The sequence below is a fragment of the Paenibacillus mobilis genome (assembly GCF_058267595.1).
Map to the genome: position 1 here is coordinate 328,691 of NZ_JBZCMS010000006.1, position 20,235 is coordinate 348,925.

Here is a 20,235-nt window from a genome sequence, read left to right on the forward strand (position 1 = left end):
CTAACTGGCTCACGGCCGGCCCTTTCGAGGCCCATCCAAACCTTTTTCCTTGAGGTTCATAAGCTATTCCAGGGGGTGAAAGGACTTGGCGACCACATATCGTTTTGATGCCTTTATAGAGCTGCTCGTTCCGATTGTAGAGCGGGTAAGAGCGGAGGGCAGTCCGATTTTCCCTTCTGTCCGGCTTGCGCAGAGCTGGCTGGAGACCGGAGGGGTTGTCCCGGCCTGGAACAATCTTGGAGGTTATAAGGTGGGAGCCGGCAAGCCGACGGCTTATTGGGACGGAACCAGCGTAAATACGGCAACCCGGGAATACGTAAACGGGGAGGCCGTTAAAGTCAGCGCGAACTGGCGCGCCTATCCCAGCATTTATAATTTTTATAAAGACCAGGATCTGTTGTTCGCGAACGCGCGTTACGCCAAGGTAAGGGCAGCGGCGACTCCTGAAGCCCAATGCCAGGCCTTATATGCAAGCGGTTATGCAACCGATCCCAATTATGCATCCAAACTAATCCAAATTATCAACGCCAATCAGCTCAAAAAATATGACGCTCCCTCTGCAGAAAGTCCGGATAACGATACACTGAAGCTGGATGAGCTCAGTCAACGGCTGGAGGCGTTGGAGAAAAAGCTGAACATGTCGGGGAAGGAGCCGATGCCGAAATGGGCCGAACCCGCGGTAGAGGCCGCAAGCGGACTTGGAATCATCAGCACGGCCGAAGGAAAAAACATCCCAAATTTCATTGCGCTTCAAATGCTAAAAAATTTGGGATTGCTTGATCCGCAAGCCGTTTCCGCCTTTAAAAAGCTGACGGGCGAAAACGGCTCCTGAACTCGGATATCCGAGATTAGAGCTTGGCGAACCGAAAGAACCAGCAGGCGAATATATCGTCAGCTGGTTTTATTTTGCTTAGGATTCGGGCTTGAAGGACTTGTCAGCTCATGTTTACCAGCGGTTCGGCTTCCAAAGGAAGAGAGATGATGCATACGGTTCCTTTTCCTTTTTCGCTTTCATATAAAATATTGCCTTTCATCGCTTCGATAATTCTAACGGCCACAGAGGTGCCAAGCCCGGTGCCGTTTTCCTTGGTTGTATAAAATAAGGTGCCGATCCGCTGGATTTCTTCTTTGGTCATTCCTTTCCCGCTGTCGATGATTTTAAGCTCGGCCTGGTTGCCGCGCAGGGACAGCTCAATTTGAACGGTGGAATTCTCCGAGGAGGCTTCGACCGCATTTTTGATCACATTCAGAAGGGCCTGCTGGAGCTGGCCGCGATCGGTATAAATGTACATCGAACCTTTAAGCCCGCAGCGAAATTCAATCCCCTTGTAGCTGGCCAGCGGGGTCAGCAGCGTCGTGACGTTGCGGATCAGCTCCACGAGGCAAAACGTTTCGAATTTGGTTAATTTGGGTTTGGTGAAGCTTAAATAATCCTTGATGACCGACTCCGCCCGGCCGAGCTCGTCCAAGGCGATCTGCAGATAATCGTGGTTTTTGTGATCGTAGCTGCTGGCCCGCATCAGCTGGAGAAACCCCTGAACGACGGTCAGCGGATTCCGGATTTCATGCGCGATGGAAGCGGCGACCTCGCCCAGTGTTTTCAGCTTCTCCGCGCGCAGGATTTCCTCTTTCATTTGCGCCCTTTCATTGGTGAATTCCAGCAGCATCGAGGGGAGCCAGGTTCCAAGCGTCTGCAGGACGCCAAAAAACAAGGCGGCAATGACAGGATGAAAATCCTTGGGACTTTCGACAACGTTAAGCGTCGTATAACTGATGAGAATGAGCAGCATAACCAGCGAGGGAACCATGGAAATCAGAACGACCCGGCCGAGGCGCTCGCGGCCGCTGCGATTTCTGGTGAAGCGGGATAGGAGTAAGGTGACGAGAAAGGTTAAGGTAATGCTGACATAACCGAACAGCAGCGCATTGCCGTCCAGGTAGGTTCGGGTGAGCAGAATAAAAAAATAGTTGATCAGGCCGGCGATCGGGCCGCCGTAAACGATGGAAATGACAAGCGGGACATATCTCAGATCCCAGTATAAATCAAGCGCATGGTAGGAAAAAATGAGACAAAGCGAGGAGGCTATGCCCTGCATCGAGCCTATGGAATAGGGAGAAGCAAATTTTTTGATGCGGTCGCCAATCGCTGTAAAGACAAGAATCGGAGATAAGACGATAAGAACGTTTAGTAACAATTTTTCCAGCAACATTGCTTTGTTCAAACCCCTTATTCGAAATAGTAAAAAATACCTAAAAAAGCAGTCATTTAACTTCAGTATTCTAAAAATACTAGACTTCGGATTGGAAAGCTGTCGTTTCATGGCGATGGGGACAAATTTATAGAAGGGCATTGACAAAAGGTTGTGGAAAACGGAAAAATCGCCGATAAAATGCGAGGCGGACTATAAAAATGTTGAACGGTCTTGCTCGCCGCGGACAAAGAAGCCGTCTACTTTTGGATGGTTCTGTCGACATTTCGGGTTCTGTGATAGACTGGAAGCGAAAAACCGTTTATCTGGACCTGGAAGAAGCCGACTATGACCTAAAAGGAGACGTTTTATGAAAAAATTGTTGTCGCATATCTTTCTTGAAAATTGCCGCGAAGCTTTGGAAGGTTACCGGCAAATCCTTGGCGGGGAGATCCGGAATGCGCAGTTGTCGGACGGAATTGAAGGCTTTAAAGGGCAGGAAGGGAAATACATTCACGCAGAGCTTCATATCAATGAACATTGCGTGCTTTATTTTGCGGACGTTTTTCGGCCAGTTACGCAGGGAAACAACGTTTGGCTTTCGATCGATGCGGACGATGACGAGGAATTAACGAGAATGTTTCAGGCGCTCAGCGAAGGCGGAGAAGTGCAGATGCCGCTGGAAAATACGTTTTGGGGCGCCAAATATGGCGTAGTCAGGGACCGCAGCGGTTTAACCTGGGAACTCAATTTGGCAAAGTCGAACTAGCAGCGCTTAAAGCTAACAGAGTCTCAAGGATAATGATTTAAAAGCATACAAAAGCCGGGGAGTTCCCCGGCTTTTTGCTGCGTTCAAATTGGCTTTGGTTTGGCTTTTGTGCCTCGCTTATCAGGAAATCGAAGCGGCGGCTTGGGCGGCTTTGTTCGGTTCCCGCTGTTCATCGAGCCATAATACGGCCGTAACTCCGCGAGGATAGTAGCGGCTGCCCTGGACAACGCCGGCTACCATCTGATCGCTCCAGCTCCAGATTGCATTGACAGGGCTGGTGAGCCAGGCGACGTGCGCCGCATCCGCACGGTCCAAAGCTTCATCCTGCTGCAGGCCGAATACGCGGCGGGCGATGAACTGAGAGAGGTAGATTTTGCTGAGCCAGGAGTTGTCGCTGGTAGAGGACAGCTTCCAGCCGCCGTCCGGGAACAGGCAGATTCCCGGTTTCAGCACGTTTTGGAAGTGCAGCTTCAAGGCTTGGATATAACCGCCGAACCGCCCGTTCGGCTCAAGCGCAGTTTCGTCGCCGGTATAAAGCGGGAAGACAAGCCCTTCGATGGCCGGAATGATCCGGGAATCGTTGCCTTCCTGGATGACGGCGGGAATGTATCCTTCGCCGGTCATGTGCGCCGCGATGGTGGAGGCGCAGCGCTCCGCCTGCAGGCCGGCCAAACGGGACGCGTCCGCTCTCCCCTGTTCCTCGAAGATGGACTCCAGCGCCACGTAAGCGGCCCAGCTTTTGCCGCCCAGATAAATATTGTTCCGGGCCTGACCGAGCGAAACGTCGAGGCTGTCGTAGGTGGTGATTTCCGCGCCGCCCTGGGTACGGGAGCTGTCGAGCCCCATCAGGCCGCTCCGCTTCCCATCCTCCGGATGGTCGCGGTTGACCATGCTGGCGAGGCATTGTTCGAGCAGGTCGAGCTTACCCTGGAGCCAGCTTTCGTCCCCGGACTGCCGGTAATAAACGGCGGCGGTCAGCACCCAATTGACAAGCTGCTCCTGGGTCATATGCGAGAAACAGCCTGTCAGGGCATGCTGCTCGTAAGAGGAATAACCCGGCCGGGAGAAGGCATTGGCAACACCCATGTCATGGGTAAAGCTGACTCCTCCGGGATAAGGGGTCGGGTCTCCCGGAAAGCTTACCGTGTCTTCATAACGGTATCGGTCCGCAAACCAGTCCAGCTCGTTCCGGACGGTCCAAGGATTCATTTTCATTTCGAAAAAGAGCTGGTCCACCGTCAAATCAAACGTATTGATCATCCGGTATTCCCCTTCATTTACAACCCAGAGCGGTTTGCCTTCCTGCTCCAGAAGCTCCGTGCTGCCGTAGTAGCTGCGGATGGCGTGAGCCAGCATAAACTTCTGCGCGTCGGTCAACGACGATTCGGACAGGCGGCGGTCATTTTCGCGGCTGAGCTCCAGCTTGCGATCAAAATGCCCGAGCGCATAAACGGCAACCTCCTCAATATTCCGGAAGTACCGGGTATACATATAAGAAGCGTCAATTCCGGCCGTCACGTAACCCCCGCGGTAGAAGCAGACAGCAAAACGGTAGGTGGCTTTTTCGCCGGCCGGCGTATCCATCAGCAGCGCGCCGACCGGTCCCAGACCAAAAGCCAAATTGTCTTCGGAGCCGGGCTGAAGGATGTTTTCCAGCGTAAAATGTCCGGCGCTGCGAATCCGCGGATCACGGGCTGCGGCTATGGCGAGATGACGGCCTTGACCGACGCCGTAAACAGCCCCATCCGTCGTATCCTCCAGCCGCCGGATCGCCGTATAGGGATCGGTGCCCTGGAAACCGAAGAAGGCGCGCCGTGCAGTCGTACCTTGAGTGTTATCCACTGTGATCTCCGCTAAGACGGCCGGCAGCAGCGCAAATTCAAGCTCTTCTTCGCCGGCCGTCTCCGGGTCGGGCACGGAAGCAAAAGGCGAATAAAGCGTAAAGGTCAAATCGCCGGCCTGCCAGCTATCCGTGGCGGCGCTAAACGTGCGGCTGATCTGTTCCAATGGGAAATGACGGACAAGCGCGGCAGCGGCGGAGTCTTCAGGCTGCGGGGCGGCAGAGGACTCTGCCGTGCGGGCTTCCGGCGCTCCGGCTGCGGAGTCCGGATCGGAGGCGGTTTCGCCTCCGCCGGTATATCGGGTGGACTCATCAGCTGAAGCATCGTAGAAAGGGAGGGTCCGGTAGCTTGCAACCGGTAACGTTTCCCCGGCTCCCGCATCCGCAGGCGGAAGGTCCTGCAGGCCGATATAAATGTTTTGCTCGGGAGGCCGGCCGAATTCGAGATCCAGGCCGCCGCTGCGGCCGGGAAAACCAAGCGTAAAGCTGGAAAAAGCACCCATAGGGGAGTGATGGGCGTTAAATAAAAGTTTGTTATCCAAAAAATTACCTCCTGTTCGATTGGCGTGAATCTATGGTATGTTGATACTAGCAAGGAATTTAAGCGCTTTCCATATCCAGAACGGGAAGGGTTTTATCCAAAATCCACACTTTGAAAGCAGAGGGGGCGGGGGTATGCCTGAGGAAAAACGGCTGGGAATCAGGGAAGTGATGATGCCGGATATGGAATCCACCTTCCGGGTATTTGCGGCTCATTTGCGTACCGTCAGCGAGGGCTGGACGTATCCCATGCACAGCCACCCGCTGTTTGAAATCAATCTGCTGCTGGACGGCAGGCAGCGCATGAAGATTAACGGGCAGGATTACGAACAGCATCCGGGGGATCTGGTCCTTCTTAGACCCGAAGATCTCCACGAAAGCCTGAATGCCGGCTCCGGCGACATGACCTATTACTGCATTCATTTCGATACGGACGAACGGGAGCTTAGGGAGCTGCTGTGCCGGGGAGGCTTCCGGCTTTTTGCGGCCGGTAGTCCGATGGCCGGCGCCGTCCGGCCCAGCCTGGACCGCCTGATGGAGCTCGCGGCTGTGGACGATGAGGAAAGCCGGGAAGAGCAACCCAAACTGCTGATTAAAATGAACACGCTTTCAGCGGTATTCGGCCTGTTTGCGGCTTTGACCGCCGGCATGTCCCAATCCGGAGCTCCGCGATCCGGCGGTCTCCGCTCCAGCCGGATCGCCGAAGAAATCGCCGCTTTTCTGGAACGGGTCGTCGAGGAGACGGACCGGCAGTGGCCAGCGGCGCCGGAACAGGAGGACGGCTACAAAGAGACGGTGGCCGCGGCCATGGTCGGGCTGGGCTATAGTCCTTCCGCCTGTACAAGGATGTTTCAGGAGGCCTACGGCATTTCTCCGCGGGGGTACTTGTCCAGGCTGAAGCTGAAGAAAGCCAAGCTGCTGCTGATGCAGCCGGAGCTGTCGATCGACCAGATCTCATGCAGGCTCGGTTATGCGGACATTGCCCACTTCAGCCGCCAATTCAAACGGTGGACCGGGGAATCGCCGGGGAAATTCAGGGCCAGGGTTCATATTTAAAGGGGCTGAACAGATGGAGAGGGCCAAAAAGATCAAAGGGAGACTGCATACCTTTAACACGCTGCGCAACCGGATATTCGTGGCTTTTTTCCTGGCCATGCTGATCATTTTGGGCATAGCGGGCGGGTTCACCTACAGCAAGGTTTCTTCCCTGCTTAAAAACAACGCTGAAAAACATATCAAACAAACGGCCGTGCAGGCCAGCGGGCGGCTCGATGCCCTGATGACGCAGATCGACAGCTTGACGGCTCAGGTGGCGGGCAATACCTTTGTTCAAAGGCTGTTGATGGAAGAAGTGAACGGACGGGAGGCCAGCTTTAACGAACGCCAGGCGCTGCTGCAGATTGCGGGCAGCTATCAGGCCTATACGCCGGGAATCGAGTCGCTTGAGCTTTACACGAACACCGGCAGGCTGCTGTTTCCGATTAAGGACGGGCAGCTTGATCTCCGTGTGGACTCCAGGTACATCGAGGAAGCCGACAAGCAGAAAGGCAGGCTTGTCTGGATCGGCATTGACCCGGCCAACCGCCAGTCCGTGCTGGCGATCCGGCGGGTCAACCTGTTTGAACGCTGGTTTTCGCCGGGAGGTTACCTCATTGCAAGGATCCAGCGCGGGTATTTTCAATTGAACGAGCGGACGGCCGTGGATGACAGCGGGGAATCCATCCTGCTCGCCAATGACCGCGGCGAACTGCTCGGAATAGGCGATACGGCCTCGGGAACCGATTTGACTCCGCTGCTCAACAGCCGGGATCAAACGGTAACGTTCCAGGGCGAGGATTATGTCCTGGTGAAGCAGTATTCGGAAGCGGCCAACTGGACGATCCTGATCCTGACGCCGGTACAGTACGTAACGAAAGGACTTTCGGTGCTGAGGACGGTGCTGCTGGCCGCGGGCAGTTTTGGCGCGCTGGGTTTCCTGATTTTGTCCTTCCTGCTGTCCACCATGCTGACCCGGCCTATTATCCACCTGATCCGGGCCATGAGAAAATCAAGGCTCAGCAGCATTTTGATGCCGAATCCGGAACCCGTATCCGCCACGATGGAGCTTAGGGAACTGAACTATTCCTATAATGAAATGGTTCATCATATCAATAGGCTGATCAGGGTCGTTTACGAGAAAGAAACGCTGCAGAGCCGGACAGAGCTCAAAGCGCTGCAGGCACAGATTAATCCGCATTTCCTGTTTAATACGCTTGAAGCCTTTAACTGGTCGCTGGTCGAGAAAGGCGAAGAAGAGCTGGCCGGTCTGGTCGTGGCCATGTCGCGGTTGTTCCGGTACATTATCAGCAATCCCGAAAAGGATGAGTGGGTAACCGTCGCCGATGAATTCGACCAGGTGGAGCGTTACTTGCGAATTATGTCCATGCGGCTCGGCGAAAGGCTGGAATGGAAAATCGACCTGGATCCGGATGCGGCTCGGGTGCCGATGCCCAAGCTTCTGGTTCAGCCGATCGTGGAAAATGCGATCCGTTATGGCGTCGAAAGCAAAATCGGGAAAGGTTTTATAGATGTAAAAGCAAACCTTGCAGGAGACAAGGTGCAGATCGAGATAGCCGACGACGGGCAGGGCATGAAGCCGGAGGAGCTGGAGCTGCTGTGCGAAGGCATCAGAACCGGCACCTCAAGGGTTGCAAGCGGCACGGGAGTCGGATTGGTCAATGTGGAAAGGCGCCTTAAGTTGTACTATAGCGGAGGCGGACAAAACGACGGCGGCCTGCATATCCGAAGTACCGAGTCTCAGGGGACGACCGTATCTTTTTCCATTCCGTTAGATGGGGAGTTTTCACAAACAAGGGAGGAATAATGCTGTGCTCCGAACGATATTGATCGTGGACGATGAGCCGGGAACCCGGCAGGGGATACGGAAAACGCTGGAGCTGTGGGCGGACGGACGTTACCGGGTAGAGTGCGCGGCAAACGGCGTTGAGGCTGCAGAATGGCTGGCGCGGGATACGGCCCATTTGCTTATCACCGATGTGCGGATGCCCGAGGTCAGCGGCCTGGATTTGATTCGATCTTTGGAGGGCAGACCTGACCGTCCGGCAGCGGTGGTAATATCGGGATACGCCGAATTTGAATACGTGCAGACGGCTTTGCGGTTTGGAGCGGTGGGTTATTTGCTTAAGCCGATTGATAAACAGGAGCTGCTGGACATGACGGAACGCGCGCTGAAGCAGGAGGAGGAACGCCACCGCGCGGAGAAGCTTGCCAAGCTGGTTGATCCGAAGCTGTTTGCGATCGGTGAAGAAGAGCTGCGGCCAAACGGGCCGGCCGGCGAAGCCATGGATTATGTGGACGCCCATTTGCAGGAGCAGCTGACTATGGCCGACATGGCGGCCATGGTGCATTTGAACGCCAGTTATTTCAGCGTCCTGTTTAAGGAACAGGCCGGTATGCCGTTTAGCGAATACGTAACCCGCAGGCGTATCCAGCGGGCCAAGGAGCTGCTGGCGCAGACCCGGCTTCCCGTGGGAGAAATCGCCGAGCAGGTCGGATACAGCACGGACAAATATTTTATTAAAGTGTTCAAGCAGCACGAGCAGGTCAGCCCAAGCCGCTATCGGAACGAGATGGCCGATTTCCAATAAAAGTGGTGTTTTACCCAATATTCGTGTCCTAATGGGCCAAAGCTTCTTTGTTAGAATCGAGTTGCGAGGATGAAATTAACCGCTTACATGAATAGTGTCGGAGGGGGGATCCTGATGTTCAAAAAATGGACCGTGTGCAGCCTGCTGCTGATTTTAACGCTGATTCTGGTTTTGTCCGGCTGCGAAAGCCTTGACAATATGGAGTCTTCCTCCTCGACTGAGGTTTCCGGAGACAAGCCTATAACGCTGAAAATGATACATATCTGGCCGGAAAACACGTCGTCCCAGCAGTATAAGCTGGTCAATCAAATCGTTGAGCAATACGAGAAAGACAATCCGAATGTCACGATCAAGCAGGAGGTATTCGAAAACGATCAGTATAAGAACAAATTAAAGGTATTATCCGCCTCCAACGAACTGCCTGATGTAGGCATTACCTGGGCCGCAGGCTTTATGGACCCTTACGTCAAAGGCGGTTTGTTTGCCAGCCTGGACGACGTGCTGAACGGACCGGAGCTGAAAAACAAGTTTGTGCCGGGCACGGTGGAGGCTTACGCCGTAGACGGTAAAACGTATGCCCTTCCGATCGAGCTGAATATTACGCCCGTTTACTATAACAAAGAGATTTTCGCCAAATACCATGTGCAGGTTCCAACAACCTACGGGCAATTCAAAGAGGTCATAAAAAGCCTGACCCGAAACGGGGTGGAGGCTATTGCGCTTGGCAATAAGGACCGCTGGACGGGGTCGCTGTGGTACATGTATCTGGCCGACCGCATCGCCGGCAGCGATACGCTGGCCAAAGCGATCAACGGCACCGGCACGTTTGAAGACCCGGGTCTGGTCCAGGCCGCTGCTGAAATTCAGAACCTTGTCGACATGAATGCCTTGAACAAAGGTTTTAACGGGTTGTCCAACGAGGAAGGCAAATCGGAATTTATGAGCGGAAAAGCAGCCATGTTTCTGGCAGGCACCTGGGAAATTCCCAACTTTACGACCAATCCCGACGTTCCCCAGGAATTCAAAGACAAGGTAGGGTTCTTTAGATTTCCGACCGTGGAAGGCGGCAAAGGCGATATCAACAGCTGGGTAGGCGGGCCGGGGGCAGGTCTGTTTGTGGCCGAAAATTCCAAGATCAAAGACGAAGCCAAAAAGTTCGTTTCTTATTTCGTGGACAAATGGGGCGAGCAATCCGTAACGGATGCAGGCGTAATTCCGGCGACAAGAGTGGACACCACCAGCATGAAATTGCCGCAAATGTATGTGGACCTGCTTCGTGAGCTGAATAACGCCAGCAATATTACGCTGTTTGCCGACGTGCAGATGAAGCCGGACGCAGCGCAGGTCCACCTGAACATGATTCAGGCTTTGTTCGGCAAAGCGGTTACGCCTAAAGAGTTTGCCAAGAAACATCAGGAGGCGGCTCAAAGCGGCAAATAGTCTGCTGCATGCTTGGCGGCCAAACGGAATAATCCAATTTGCTGCCTTTGCAGAAGGGCTATCCGGATCGGGATGACCGTCTTGCTCTTGCAAGCGAAAAATTTTTTGCGTCAGACAGACGCAGGCCAGCTGCTCTAACGCTGAAAAAGCCGGGAGGTCCCGGCTTTCTCTATTTTTCTCTATCCTATCTCTGGATCTGAATATGGAAATCTACTGTCATGCCAATCGGCTTCTTATCTTTGTTATGAGTATCTCTTATCAAGTACCTTGATCCGTCAAGGCGATTATTTCTTTTTCGCCAAAACAAGCTCCAGTTGAACTTTGATGTCATTTTGCGTATCAAGCACGACGGTATGCGGGTTTTTCATGCCGAAGTCGCTGAACGTCACAATCGTCGTTCCCGACAGCAGCAGCTTGCCGCCGCTGTACAAGGCCTGGGCGTCGAAGGAAACGTCCTTGTCGATGCCGTGTACGTTAAGCGTCCCCTTCAAAGTGAAGGGCACCGCCTTTCCGTCGGTCCATTCCGATGGCAAATTCTCAAAAGACTTAGCGGTGAAGGTAGCTTCAGGATAAGTGGCTGCGTCAAAAAAATCAGCGCTCTGAATATGCTCGTCCCTCATTTTGTTCCCGGAATCATTGGCGGTCATATCAATCTTGCCGGTGCCGGTCATGGCTTCCGGCTGGTCAAGCGCGACGTTCCAGCTGCCGCTGACCTTCTCGTTGACGAAGTTGACTGTTTCCTGGGACGTCGTCACTGAATAATAAATCTTCGAGCCGTCCGTAATGTCCCATTCCCCGTTTAAAGCGTCTGCGCTTACCGTCTCGCCGCTGCCGGCAGCCGCCGCATTTCCAGTATTTCCGCCGTTTGCCGCTGCGGCTTCGGCCGGGATCACGCTGCTGATTTCCACGTTATTCCCCATATAAGATCTCAGGAAGTTATAACCTCCTGCAACAAGGACGACAATCAAAGCGCCCGTCACAATCCACCATTTTCTTTTGTTCATAGTTCTCTCTCCTTCGCATGGAATCGTTTTTTCTTTCTCTCAGGCCTATTTCTCTCAAACTCCTATTTCTGCAGCTTGGTTTAAGATCGCTTTTGGGGCAGCGGACGGCTTACATAAGGCATTTTATCAAGGGAATAAGTCGGGAATGTGTCAAACCCTTCGGGCTTGCCCCTTTGCAGCAAATGTGTAAAATAAAGCCTAACCTTACTTTGCCGTGTCCGCAAAAGAATGAAGAGGAAGGTGAAGACAGCGTGCAAAAGCTGCTGATTGTCGAAGATGAACAGACGATAGCCCGGGTGCTGGCTTCGTATTTAAAGAAAGAAGGGTATGAGGTAAGCAGCTGCATGGACGGCCGCACGGCTTTGGACCTTTTTAATAACAAAGAATTTGATCTGGTGCTGCTGGATATCATGCTTCCGGAGCTTGACGGGTTTGAAGTGCTGGAGCGGATTCGGGAAAAAAGCGCGTGCCCGGTCATTATGCTGACCGCCCGCGATTTGATGGACGACCGGCTTCAGGGCCTCAATAACGGCGCGGACGATTATATGACCAAACCGTTTGTGCCGGACGAGGTGGTGGCCCGGGTGAAAGCGGTCCTGAGGCGCCGCCTGATTTATCATGACCGGACCGGACGGCGGCATTTCGGGGATCTGCTGATCGATCCCGAAGCGAAGCGGGTCTATCTGCAGGGACAGGAGCTGTCGCTTACTCCCCGGGACCTGGACGTGCTGCTTTTCCTGTCTTCACGGCCCAACAGGGTGTTTACGAGGGAACAGCTGATCGAGGAGGTCTGGGGAATGGATTACGAGGGGAGCGACCGGGCCGTGGATTTGTCCATCAAGCGGCTGCGGAAGCTGCTGGCCGGATGGCCTGCGGAACAAGGGGAAATCCGGACATTAAGAGGAAGCGGGTATTCATTTTGCGTAGAAAGCTGAATTTAAATTCAAAGCGAAAACCGGGCCCGAGACAGGTCTCGATTTTATCCTACTGGTCCCTCCGGTATCTTGTTATTTTGTTTATAGGCTGCGCGGTCATCGCGCTGGTCTCCATTTACTGGATCCGGGAAACGGCCAGGGATAACCGGCTGCAAACCTCGGGTTTATTTGTCCAGGATCTGGCCGACCGGGTCACGGGAAAGCAGGGGATGGAAATTCCGCCAAAGCTGGATAAGATGGTGGAGAACCGGCTGCATTTTTTCCGGCTGGACAGGGATTTCTGTTTAATGATTATCAATCAGGACGGCAAATTGGTTTACAGCATGCCTAAAATTACCCAGCAGGAGATGGAGGAAAAATGGAACCCGGACAGCTTGAAGTCCCGCAATTCCCAATACGAGTCCGTGTCGGCTACCGTCTGGAGCGGCGGACAGGAAGTGGGCTGGGTCACGCTTCTGCAGTCCTCCAGATCGCTGACGACCAGCAAATCCGTGCTTGTCGTCGTCGCGATTCTGCTGGTGACGTTTGCTTTATCGGGCTGGCTGACGCTTTACCTGCTCTCCAGCCGCTTGGCCCACCCGCTAAAACAAATCACGATCGCCGCCGGACGAATCCGGGGCGGGAATTATAACATTGAAAATTTGCGCATTTCCACCCAGGAGCGTGAGATTGCGGAACTGATCGAGTCCTTCCGGGACATGGCTCACCGGCTCAAACAGCTGGAGGAGTGGAGAATGCTGTCGCTGGCGGGGGTAAGTCATGAGCTGAAAACGCCTGTAACGTCGATTAAAGGATTGATCCATGCCGTCAAAGACAAAGTGGTGGTGGAGGAAGAGGCGGAGGAGTTTCTGCAGCTTGCGCTTAAGGAAACAGGCAGGCTGGACAGAATGGTGGCGGATCTGCTGGACTATAATGCGCTTGTTGCCGGCAATGTCAGCGTCCGCAGCGACCGGATCGAGCTGAACGACCTGCTTTCCGAGGTCGTCCGGCAGTGGGGGCTTATGGAGGAACACAGTCCGGCCGTGGTGACGACAGAGCTTCCCGAAGCCAAGCTGTATGTGGTCGGCGACGCTTTGCGGATCAGGCAAATTATCGTCAATTTGCTGAATAACAGCTTTCAGGCCGCGCACCGTGACCGCACGCCGGTCATCAGCGTGACCCTTGAAGAAGCGGGGCAGGAGCAGGTCCGAATTGTGGTCCGGGACAACGGGATCGGAGTAAGCCAGGAGGATCTGCCGAATATTTTTGAACGTTTTTACCGCGGGGAACGCCGGGCTGCCCGCCCGAGAGGGCTCGGGCTCGGCCTGACCTACAGCCGGCTGCTGGCCCAGGCGCTTGGCGGCGAACTGGAGCTTGTCCAATCGTCCAAGGAAGGCAGCTCGTTTGCGCTTACGCTTTTTACAGCCTGACCCGATGCCTGATAAAAATAGGGCCGCAGTTGACTCTGCGGGCCTATTTTTTTCGTTTTTTCATGACCATGTAAACGACCCAAATAATGATTACGATCAGAAGTATGTACATAAGGCGGGAACTCCTTTGTCTTTTTTAGCCAGTTTAACATAAGGCTGGTTTCTTAAAAAGAGAAGGAGCCCCGCCGCTCCGCCAGGCTCGACCCGCCGAGCTGCCTGCATCAGGCCGAGCGCCCGGCTGGTCGCACTTCAAGGCCTGATTGAAACCCTGGTCCCGATAGGCACCAATTCCGAAAGCTGCAGCACATCTTCGTTGTACATGCGGATACATCCGTGGGATACCGATTTCCCGATGGAAGAGGGATCGTTTGTGCCGTGAATGCCATAGTGGGGTTTGGACAGTCCCATCCAAAGCACGCCGAAGGGACCTCCGGGATTTGGCTGTTTATTTACAATCGTATAATCCCCGTAGGGCGTTTGCGTCAGCATGGCGCCCGTGGCGACCGGAAACCCCCGGACCACGGTATCGTTATCAAGCAGGTAAAGTATGTGATCGGAAAGATCGACGATAATCCGGTAATTCGGCATAAGAACGCTCCTTATATAGACCCTTAATTAAGGGATGTGTTATCATGGGCTTGCGCTGAAGTTATAACAGTTTATGCAGCAGCCCTTGATAGGTGCATTGTTGAAGGAGATGAAAGACATGGAGAAAGCGACTTTCGCCGGAGGTTGTTTCTGGTGCATGGTGACGCCGTTTGACGAGCTTCCGGGGATTCATGGCATTATATCGGGATATTCGGGCGGAACGGTCGAGAACCCGACCTATGAGCAGGTAAAAAAAGGCGATACGGGTCATTATGAAGTGGTTCAAATTACGTTTGATCCGGAGCTGTTTCCTTATGAGCGGCTGCTTGAGCTGTTCTGGCAGCAAATCGATCCGACGGATGACGGCGGGCAGTTCCATGATCGCGGCTCCCAATACCGGACGGCCGTTTTTTATCATAATGAGAAGCAAAAGGAACTGGCGGAGGCCTCCAAAGCAGCGGTGGCAGCCAGCGGCCGCTTCGATAAACCGATCGTGACCGAGATTCTGGAGGCGGCGCCTTTTTATGCGGCCGAGGATTATCACCAGGATTACCATAAGAAAAACACGAAACACTACAAAGAAGACCGGGAAAAATCCGGCCGTGACGAGTTTATTAACGAGCACTGGAAAAAATAACGGAACACGGGCGAAACCGCCCCTTCTTCCAGGCAAAACAAAGAGCTGTCCGGGATGTAGCAGGCGCTACTTTGGACAGCTCTTTTTTCATGCATCCTTCAACCACCCTTAACGACGGTGTTCGACCAAATCAATAGCTCCCAGCACGATGTGGGCTAGACCAAAGCCGAGCAGACCTGTTGCCGCAAGCTTGTACCTGCTGCCAAGAAATGAAGCTGCCGAAGCGGAGACCACAGTTCCTAGAACGGTTGGAATCAAACCTTCACGCATGTCACAACACTCCTTTTCAGGGATTTGGATTGAAAGACAGCAGTAGTTTTTCCGAAAAAGAGCAGCCTTATGTGCCACAGAAAGAGGACCCGATTTGAGCTCGCGGAAAAATTTCTATACAATTATTAGAGATAAAGAGACAAAATACATAGAAAAAAGGGGCTGCGGGAATGGCGAACAAGCACAGGAAATTGTCGGTGAGGGATATAATCGTCCGATTTATCTTTATTACGGCCGGGGCCATATTGGCCGGCGTGGCGCTTGAAATCTTTTTGGTGCCGAACGACATCATTGACGGCGGGATCACGGGGATTTCCATCATGCTGAACCAGTCGACAGGGCTGCCGCTCGGTTTGTTTCTGTTCATTATCAACCTTCCGTTTCTGATTATCGGCTACAAGCAGGTGGGAAAAACCTTTGCCGTTTCCTCGTTGTACGGGATTGTGGTGTTGTCCTTGACGACAACGGTTCTGCACCATGTTGAAGCTTTTACGAATGAAACGATTTTGGCTGTTTTGTTTGGAGGCCTGCTGCTGGGCCTTGGCGTCGGCCTGGTTCTTCGTTTCGGAGGATCGACGGATGGGGCGGAGATTTTGGCCATCCTCATTTCGAAGAAAACCAATATGCCGGTCGGCCAAATTATTTTGATTATCAATGTGCTTATCTTTATCGTTGCCGGCTTTTATCTCGGCTGGGATTCGGCCATGTATTCGATCTTTACCTATTACATAGCCTCCAAAGTCATGGATGTCGTAGTGGAAGGTTTGGACGAATCGAAGTCAGTTACCATCATTTCGAAGGAATATGAGGAAATTTCCCAAGCGATCATGGACCGGCTAGGCCGGAGCACAACGTTTATGTATGCCCGCGGAGGATACACGAAGGAAGATACGCAGGTGGTTTACTGCGTCGTGTCCCGTCTTGAACTGGCAAAGCTTAAGGCGATCGTTACCGACATTGACCGTAGCGCCTTTATGGCGATCGAACATGTTTCGGACGTAACCGGCGGCAATTTTGCCAAAAAAAGCATTCATTAAAAGGAACTCGAAGTGATATTCCATCCATTTGCTTTTATGGCTTGGCTTGTATGGCTTATTGAGTCTATTGCGCGGGTGTTTATAGGGCCTAATCTCTTTTCAGAGGTTAGGTTTTTTCTTTTGCGGTCCAGAGGGATTTTGTGAATATGCTGTGAAGAAAGTAACAGCATTCTGGGAATAGTAAAGTTAACTTGTTCTAAGGTTTCAATTTTAGAAAATGGCGTTAAATCCTTAGGTGAAATATTTGCAAAAACAGTTGAAAACGAGTATGAATTAAGCAATAATATCAATTGCTTCAATTTTATGAATGTCACTCGTAGTGTAAAGGATGATGAGTTAATTATGTATGAGAAAGTAAAGCGGCTTTTAATCGGCAGACCCATGAAGTCGGCGGAGCTTGAAGGGGAAAAGCTTAGCAAGCTCAAAGCGCTGGCGATTCTGTCCTCCGATGCGCTGTCTTCCGTCGCGTACGGTACCGAGCAGATTTTGCTGGTTCTGGTGGCGGCAGGGTTTATGGCGCTTTGGTATTCGCTTCCGATAGCCGTGGCGGTTCTAGCACTGCTAGCCATTTTGATTACGTCTTACCGCCAAACCATTTTTGCTTATCCAAGCGGCGGCGGCGCTTATATCGTCGCAAAAGACAACTTGGGTAAGGCTCCAAGCCTGCTCGCAGGCGGCTCGCTTCTGGTCGATTATATTTTGACGGTGGCGGTAAGTGCCTCGGCGGGAACGGATGCCATAACGTCCGCTTTTCCATCCTTACACGAATACCGGGTTACCATTGCTTTAATTATGATTGTATTCCTGACGATCCTGAATCTTAGAGGAGTTACCGAATCGGCCTCCATTTTGGCAGTGCCCATTTATTTGTTTGTAGTGGCCATTTTTGTCCTGATTATATGCGGTGTTATTAAATATTTTACGGTAGGCGCCGCAGTGGCGCATGCCGAGTTTGGATCGGCAGTGTCGAACGTCAGTCTTTTTCTGCTGCTTAAAGCTTTTTGTTCCGGCTGTTCGGCGCTTACGGGTGTTGAAGCCGTTTCGAACGCGATCCCGAACTTCAGGGATCCTGCACCGAAAAATGCAGCCAAAACCTTGATGATGATGGGTTTGATTCTCGGTTCCATGTTTACGGGAATCACTTTGCTCGCCTATTGGTTCGGGATTGCGCCGGAAGCGAAAGCGACCGTCGTCTCCCAGATTGCCGAAGCAACGTTCGGGCGGGGCGTGATGTATTTTATTATTCAGGGCGTTACGGCTGTCATTTTGTTTCTGGCGGCTAATACCGCTTATTCGGCGTTTCCGCTGCTGGCTTTCATGCTGGCCAAAGACAAATATATGCCCCATATGTTTATGGTCCGCGGGGACCGGCTTGGCTTCTCGAACGGCATTTTGTTCCTGAGCGTGCTGTCGGCCGTACTCGTTATGGTGTTTCATGGGGATACCGAGGCCTTGATTCCGCTGTACGCGGTGGGCGTGTTTATTCCTTTTACGCTTTCTCAAGCGGGCATGATGATCAGATGGATCCGGCTTAAGCCTAACGGCTGGGTTCTTAAGCTGTTCATTAATACGGTCGGCATGCTGGTTACGCTGTCGATTACGCTCATTTTCATTTTCACCAAATTTCATCAGGTATGGATGGCCTTTATCTTCCTGCCTTTTGTCGTATACCTGTTCTACAAAATTAGAATTCACTATGACAATACCGCAGACCAGCTCCGGATTGATCTTGCCAAAGATAAGCCGATTACCAAAGGCAATACGGTCATCATTCCGATATCTGGCATTACCCGGGTGGTGTTGAACACCGTAAGTTATGCCAAAACGTTGTCCAACAACGTGGTTGCGGTTTACATCGGCTTTGATGATGAATCCATTGCCAGAATGGAGCAGAAGTGGGCGGAATGGGATCCGGGCATCCGGCTGATCGTCCTGAAATCCAGATACCGGAGCATTATGCGTCCGCTTTATAAATTCATTCAAACCGTGGAGTGGAAAATGGCCGCGGAGGATCACGTCACGATCCTGATTCCGCAGTTCATTACGAAACACTGGTGGGAAAATGTGCTGCACAACCAGACCAGCATTATGATGCGCGCATTTTTCATCCGCAATAAAGAAGTCATTGTGACTACCGTACCTTTCCACCTGGATAAGTAGCGGAAAAAATATAAACGGCTGCAGGAGCAAAGTCCCGCAGCCGTTTTTCTGTGTCCGGATTATTTTTCGTCTTCCGTTTTTACGTTTTCCGTGCCGCCCGGCTTTTCTCCGGTAGCGTCTTCCTGAATTTCATCCATGATCCCTCCGAAAATTTCGTCGATGGAGTCCGTAGGGGCCTGTCTGTCAGGATCTACGGGAGGGAGGGAGTTAAAGCCGGGTTCGCGGGCATCTATCGATTTTTTTGATTTGTCCATGGTAAGGTACTCCTTTCTTGATAACAAAATTGAACTTCCGTCCCTGGACGGCGCGGCTATTCACCGGGAGGAACTATGTAACGGTAACCGCGCCGGGCCCTGTTGAAACAAATTTTTATTTTCTCCTGCTTGCAGGCAGATACCCAATCGGGGGTTTGCCTTGAGGCATATGGTATGGTATATCCACAAATTAAAGGAGGAATTCAAATGGGTGGCGTAGTAGGCGGAGTAGGTTGCGGACCAGTTGGACCAGGAGCGTTCTGGACTTCCACAGGCACAATTCTGGTGCTCTTTATTTTGTTGGTCATCATTACTCGTTCCTTCTTCTTATAAATAAGGGTTTAAGCATAGAAAGCGGCGAGTAATTCAAAAAAAGCGGAAGGCCGTTCACGGCCCCGCTTTTTTGCTTTTTGTGCTGTTCGTATCGATTTTGACAGGCTCCGCGCCTTTCTGATGTTTAAGCAGCTCGGATACCGTCACGCATTGATACCCCCGTTTTTTGATCTCCGGCAAAATGACCTTTAACGCTTCCACAGTCTGCACGCTGTTTTCCACGTGATCATGCATCAGGATAATGTCCCCGCTGTGCAGGTTACGGAGCACCTTGTCGGTGATTCTCCAAACTCCCGGCCGCGCCCAGTCGCGCGTATCCTGGTGCCAGGACCAGAGCACGGCCAAATATCCGTGGGTTTTGGTGTAATCGATCAGCTGGCTGTTGTAATAACCGCCTGGAGGACGGAACAGGACGGTCCGCCGGCCGGTCAGCGCAAATACGGCATCCTCCGTTTTGCTGATTTCTTCGGTCATGGACGGTACGTTGTTTTTCAAATTGAAATACGTATGCTTGTAGGTATGGTTGCCGATTTCGTGGCCTTCCCTGAACTCCTGCAGCACGGTTTCCGGAAATTGGTCCACCCGGTTGCCGACGACAAAAAAAGTCGCCTTCGCATCGTATTCCTTCAGCAGCTTCAGGATGGCCGGCGTGTTTACGGGATCGGGCCCGTCGTCAAAGGTGAGGGCAACGACCTTATCCTGGGTCGGCACCTCCCATACGATTTCGCCGCGGGTTTCGTAATAATCCCGTCCTTTTGTCACCGCGGGTGCAGCCGCGGCTTGCTCCGTTCCCAAGAACATACAGATAAGGACAACAGCCCAAAGTTTCATCTTCACCGTTCGGGAGTCTCCTTCCTTTGGAAAAATAACTACCTTAGTATGTGGATTACGGCTTTTTTACATACATGGAAAAGGGAAATTGGCCATGGGCCGGCGCATAACGGCTAAATTTGCTTGTTGACAAGCCAGACGCCGACGTGATATTATCTTCAATGTCGCTGTTAACATTTAAACAAAGCGCACCATCCTTGCCGGGGTGGCGGAATTGGCAGACGCACAGGACTTAAAATCCTGCGGTAGGTGACTACCGTACCGGTTCGATCCCGGTCCTCGGCATCTCGCTAGAAATTACGGCCACATCAACGTTAAATGCCCGTCAAATGGCGGGAGGTCCTGCGTAGTT

General features: G+C 52.5%; 19 protein-coding genes and 1 tRNA gene. 13 read left to right on the forward strand and 7 right to left on the reverse strand.

What is annotated here, in order from left to right; genetic code table 11:
- Positions 1–85 precede the first annotated feature (85 nt).
- Positions 86–832 (forward strand): glycoside hydrolase family 73 protein, encoded by a 747-nt coding sequence (locus AC3ZPD_RS13810; protein WP_490984863.1) that lies wholly within the window; start codon positions 86–88, stop codon positions 830–832.
- Between the two features lie 103 nt (positions 833–935).
- Here the strand turns inward: AC3ZPD_RS13810 and AC3ZPD_RS13815 are convergent, their stop codons facing one another.
- On the reverse strand, positions 936–2,210 hold the full coding sequence (locus AC3ZPD_RS13815; protein WP_490984864.1) for an ATP-binding protein: 1,275 nt from the start codon (positions 2,208–2,210) through the stop codon (positions 936–938).
- 349 nt (positions 2,211–2,559) lie between these two features.
- Here AC3ZPD_RS13815 and AC3ZPD_RS13820 point away from each other — a divergent pair, with 349 nt between their 5' ends.
- Positions 2,560–2,958, forward strand: coding sequence for a VOC family protein (locus AC3ZPD_RS13820; RefSeq protein ID WP_490984865.1), 399 nt, complete (start codon positions 2,560–2,562; stop codon positions 2,956–2,958).
- A gap of 120 nt (positions 2,959–3,078) precedes the next feature.
- Here AC3ZPD_RS13820 and AC3ZPD_RS13825 read toward each other — a convergent pair whose 3' ends face one another.
- A complete protein-coding gene (locus AC3ZPD_RS13825) occupies positions 3,079–5,340 on the reverse strand; it encodes a glycoside hydrolase family 52 protein (protein ID WP_490984866.1) in 2,262 nt (753 codons plus the stop codon).
- A gap of 133 nt (positions 5,341–5,473) precedes the next feature.
- Here AC3ZPD_RS13825 and AC3ZPD_RS13830 point away from each other — a divergent pair, with 133 nt between their 5' ends.
- From AC3ZPD_RS13830 to AC3ZPD_RS13845, 4 genes are all read left to right on the forward strand, one after another.
- Positions 5,474–6,394: an AraC family transcriptional regulator gene (locus tag AC3ZPD_RS13830; RefSeq protein ID WP_490984867.1), complete on the forward strand. Its 921-nt coding sequence runs from the start codon at positions 5,474–5,476 to the stop codon at positions 6,392–6,394.
- A gap of 13 nt (positions 6,395–6,407) precedes the next feature.
- Positions 6,408–8,201, forward strand: coding sequence for a cache domain-containing sensor histidine kinase (locus AC3ZPD_RS13835; RefSeq protein WP_490984868.1), 1,794 nt, complete (start codon positions 6,408–6,410; stop codon positions 8,199–8,201).
- 4 nt (positions 8,202–8,205) lie between these two features.
- Positions 8,206–8,985 carry a response regulator transcription factor gene (locus AC3ZPD_RS13840; RefSeq protein ID WP_490984869.1) on the forward strand — a complete coding sequence of 260 codons (780 nt, stop codon included), beginning with the start codon at positions 8,206–8,208 and terminating at the stop codon, positions 8,983–8,985.
- Positions 8,986–9,099: 114 nt separating this feature from the next.
- Positions 9,100–10,425 carry an extracellular solute-binding protein gene (locus tag AC3ZPD_RS13845; protein ID WP_490984870.1) on the forward strand — a complete coding sequence of 442 codons (1,326 nt, stop codon included), beginning with the start codon at positions 9,100–9,102 and terminating at the stop codon, positions 10,423–10,425.
- A gap of 284 nt (positions 10,426–10,709) precedes the next feature.
- On the opposite strand, the gene AC3ZPD_RS13850 is transcribed toward AC3ZPD_RS13845, so the two are convergent.
- A complete protein-coding gene (locus AC3ZPD_RS13850; protein ID WP_490984871.1) occupies positions 10,710–11,429 on the reverse strand; it encodes a YceI family protein in 720 nt (239 codons plus the stop codon).
- 251 nt (positions 11,430–11,680) lie between these two features.
- Between AC3ZPD_RS13850 and AC3ZPD_RS13855 the strand changes: the two genes are divergently transcribed.
- Together AC3ZPD_RS13855 and AC3ZPD_RS13860 are read left to right on the forward strand one after the other, a co-directional pair.
- Entirely contained in the window at positions 11,681–12,364 is a 684-nt protein-coding gene (locus AC3ZPD_RS13855) for a response regulator transcription factor (RefSeq protein ID WP_490984872.1), read from the forward strand.
- The gene (locus tag AC3ZPD_RS13860) at positions 12,349–13,773 is read left to right on the forward strand and encodes a HAMP domain-containing sensor histidine kinase (RefSeq protein WP_490984873.1); all 1,425 of its coding nucleotides are present in this window, start codon (positions 12,349–12,351) and stop codon (positions 13,771–13,773) included. Before AC3ZPD_RS13855 ends, AC3ZPD_RS13860 begins: the two co-directional genes overlap by 16 nt.
- A 249-nt stretch (positions 13,774–14,022) precedes the next feature.
- Here AC3ZPD_RS13860 and AC3ZPD_RS13865 read toward each other — a convergent pair whose 3' ends face one another.
- Entirely contained in the window at positions 14,023–14,361 is a 339-nt protein-coding gene (locus AC3ZPD_RS13865; RefSeq protein ID WP_490984874.1) for a L,D-transpeptidase, read from the reverse strand.
- Positions 14,362–14,479: 118 nt separating this feature from the next.
- Here AC3ZPD_RS13865 and msrA point away from each other — a divergent pair, with 118 nt between their 5' ends.
- Positions 14,480–14,998: a peptide-methionine (S)-S-oxide reductase MsrA gene (msrA, locus tag AC3ZPD_RS13870; protein ID WP_490984875.1), complete on the forward strand. Its 519-nt coding sequence runs from the start codon at positions 14,480–14,482 to the stop codon at positions 14,996–14,998.
- A gap of 108 nt (positions 14,999–15,106) precedes the next feature.
- Here the strand turns inward: msrA and AC3ZPD_RS13875 are convergent, their stop codons facing one another.
- Positions 15,107–15,268, reverse strand: coding sequence for an asparagine synthase (locus AC3ZPD_RS13875; RefSeq protein ID WP_490984876.1), 162 nt, complete (start codon positions 15,266–15,268; stop codon positions 15,107–15,109).
- Positions 15,269–15,438: 170 nt separating this feature from the next.
- Between AC3ZPD_RS13875 and AC3ZPD_RS13880 the strand changes: the two genes are divergently transcribed.
- Both AC3ZPD_RS13880 and AC3ZPD_RS13885 read left to right on the forward strand, forming a co-directional pair.
- Positions 15,439–16,305 carry a YitT family protein gene (locus AC3ZPD_RS13880; protein WP_490984877.1) on the forward strand — a complete coding sequence of 289 codons (867 nt, stop codon included), beginning with the start codon at positions 15,439–15,441 and terminating at the stop codon, positions 16,303–16,305.
- 342 nt (positions 16,306–16,647) lie between these two features.
- Positions 16,648–18,465, forward strand: a complete 1,818-nt coding sequence (locus AC3ZPD_RS13885; protein WP_490984878.1) for an APC family permease — start codon at positions 16,648–16,650, stop codon at positions 18,463–18,465.
- A 59-nt stretch (positions 18,466–18,524) separates the two neighbouring features.
- Here AC3ZPD_RS13885 and AC3ZPD_RS13890 read toward each other — a convergent pair whose 3' ends face one another.
- Positions 18,525–18,719, reverse strand: a complete 195-nt coding sequence (locus AC3ZPD_RS13890) for a hypothetical protein (RefSeq protein ID WP_490984879.1) — start codon at positions 18,717–18,719, stop codon at positions 18,525–18,527.
- A gap of 207 nt (positions 18,720–18,926) precedes the next feature.
- Here AC3ZPD_RS13890 and AC3ZPD_RS13895 point away from each other — a divergent pair, with 207 nt between their 5' ends.
- On the forward strand, positions 18,927–19,052 hold the full coding sequence (locus tag AC3ZPD_RS13895) for a hypothetical protein (protein ID WP_490984880.1): 126 nt from the start codon (positions 18,927–18,929) through the stop codon (positions 19,050–19,052).
- 54 nt (positions 19,053–19,106) lie between these two features.
- Here the strand turns inward: AC3ZPD_RS13895 and AC3ZPD_RS13900 are convergent, their stop codons facing one another.
- Positions 19,107–19,883, reverse strand: coding sequence for a polysaccharide deacetylase family protein (locus tag AC3ZPD_RS13900; protein WP_490984894.1), 777 nt, complete (start codon positions 19,881–19,883; stop codon positions 19,107–19,109).
- A 199-nt stretch (positions 19,884–20,082) separates the two neighbouring features.
- On the opposite strand from AC3ZPD_RS13900, the gene AC3ZPD_RS13905 reads away from it, so the two are divergent.
- Positions 20,083–20,168 (forward strand) — tRNA-Leu (locus AC3ZPD_RS13905).
- Positions 20,169–20,235 lie beyond the last annotated feature (67 nt).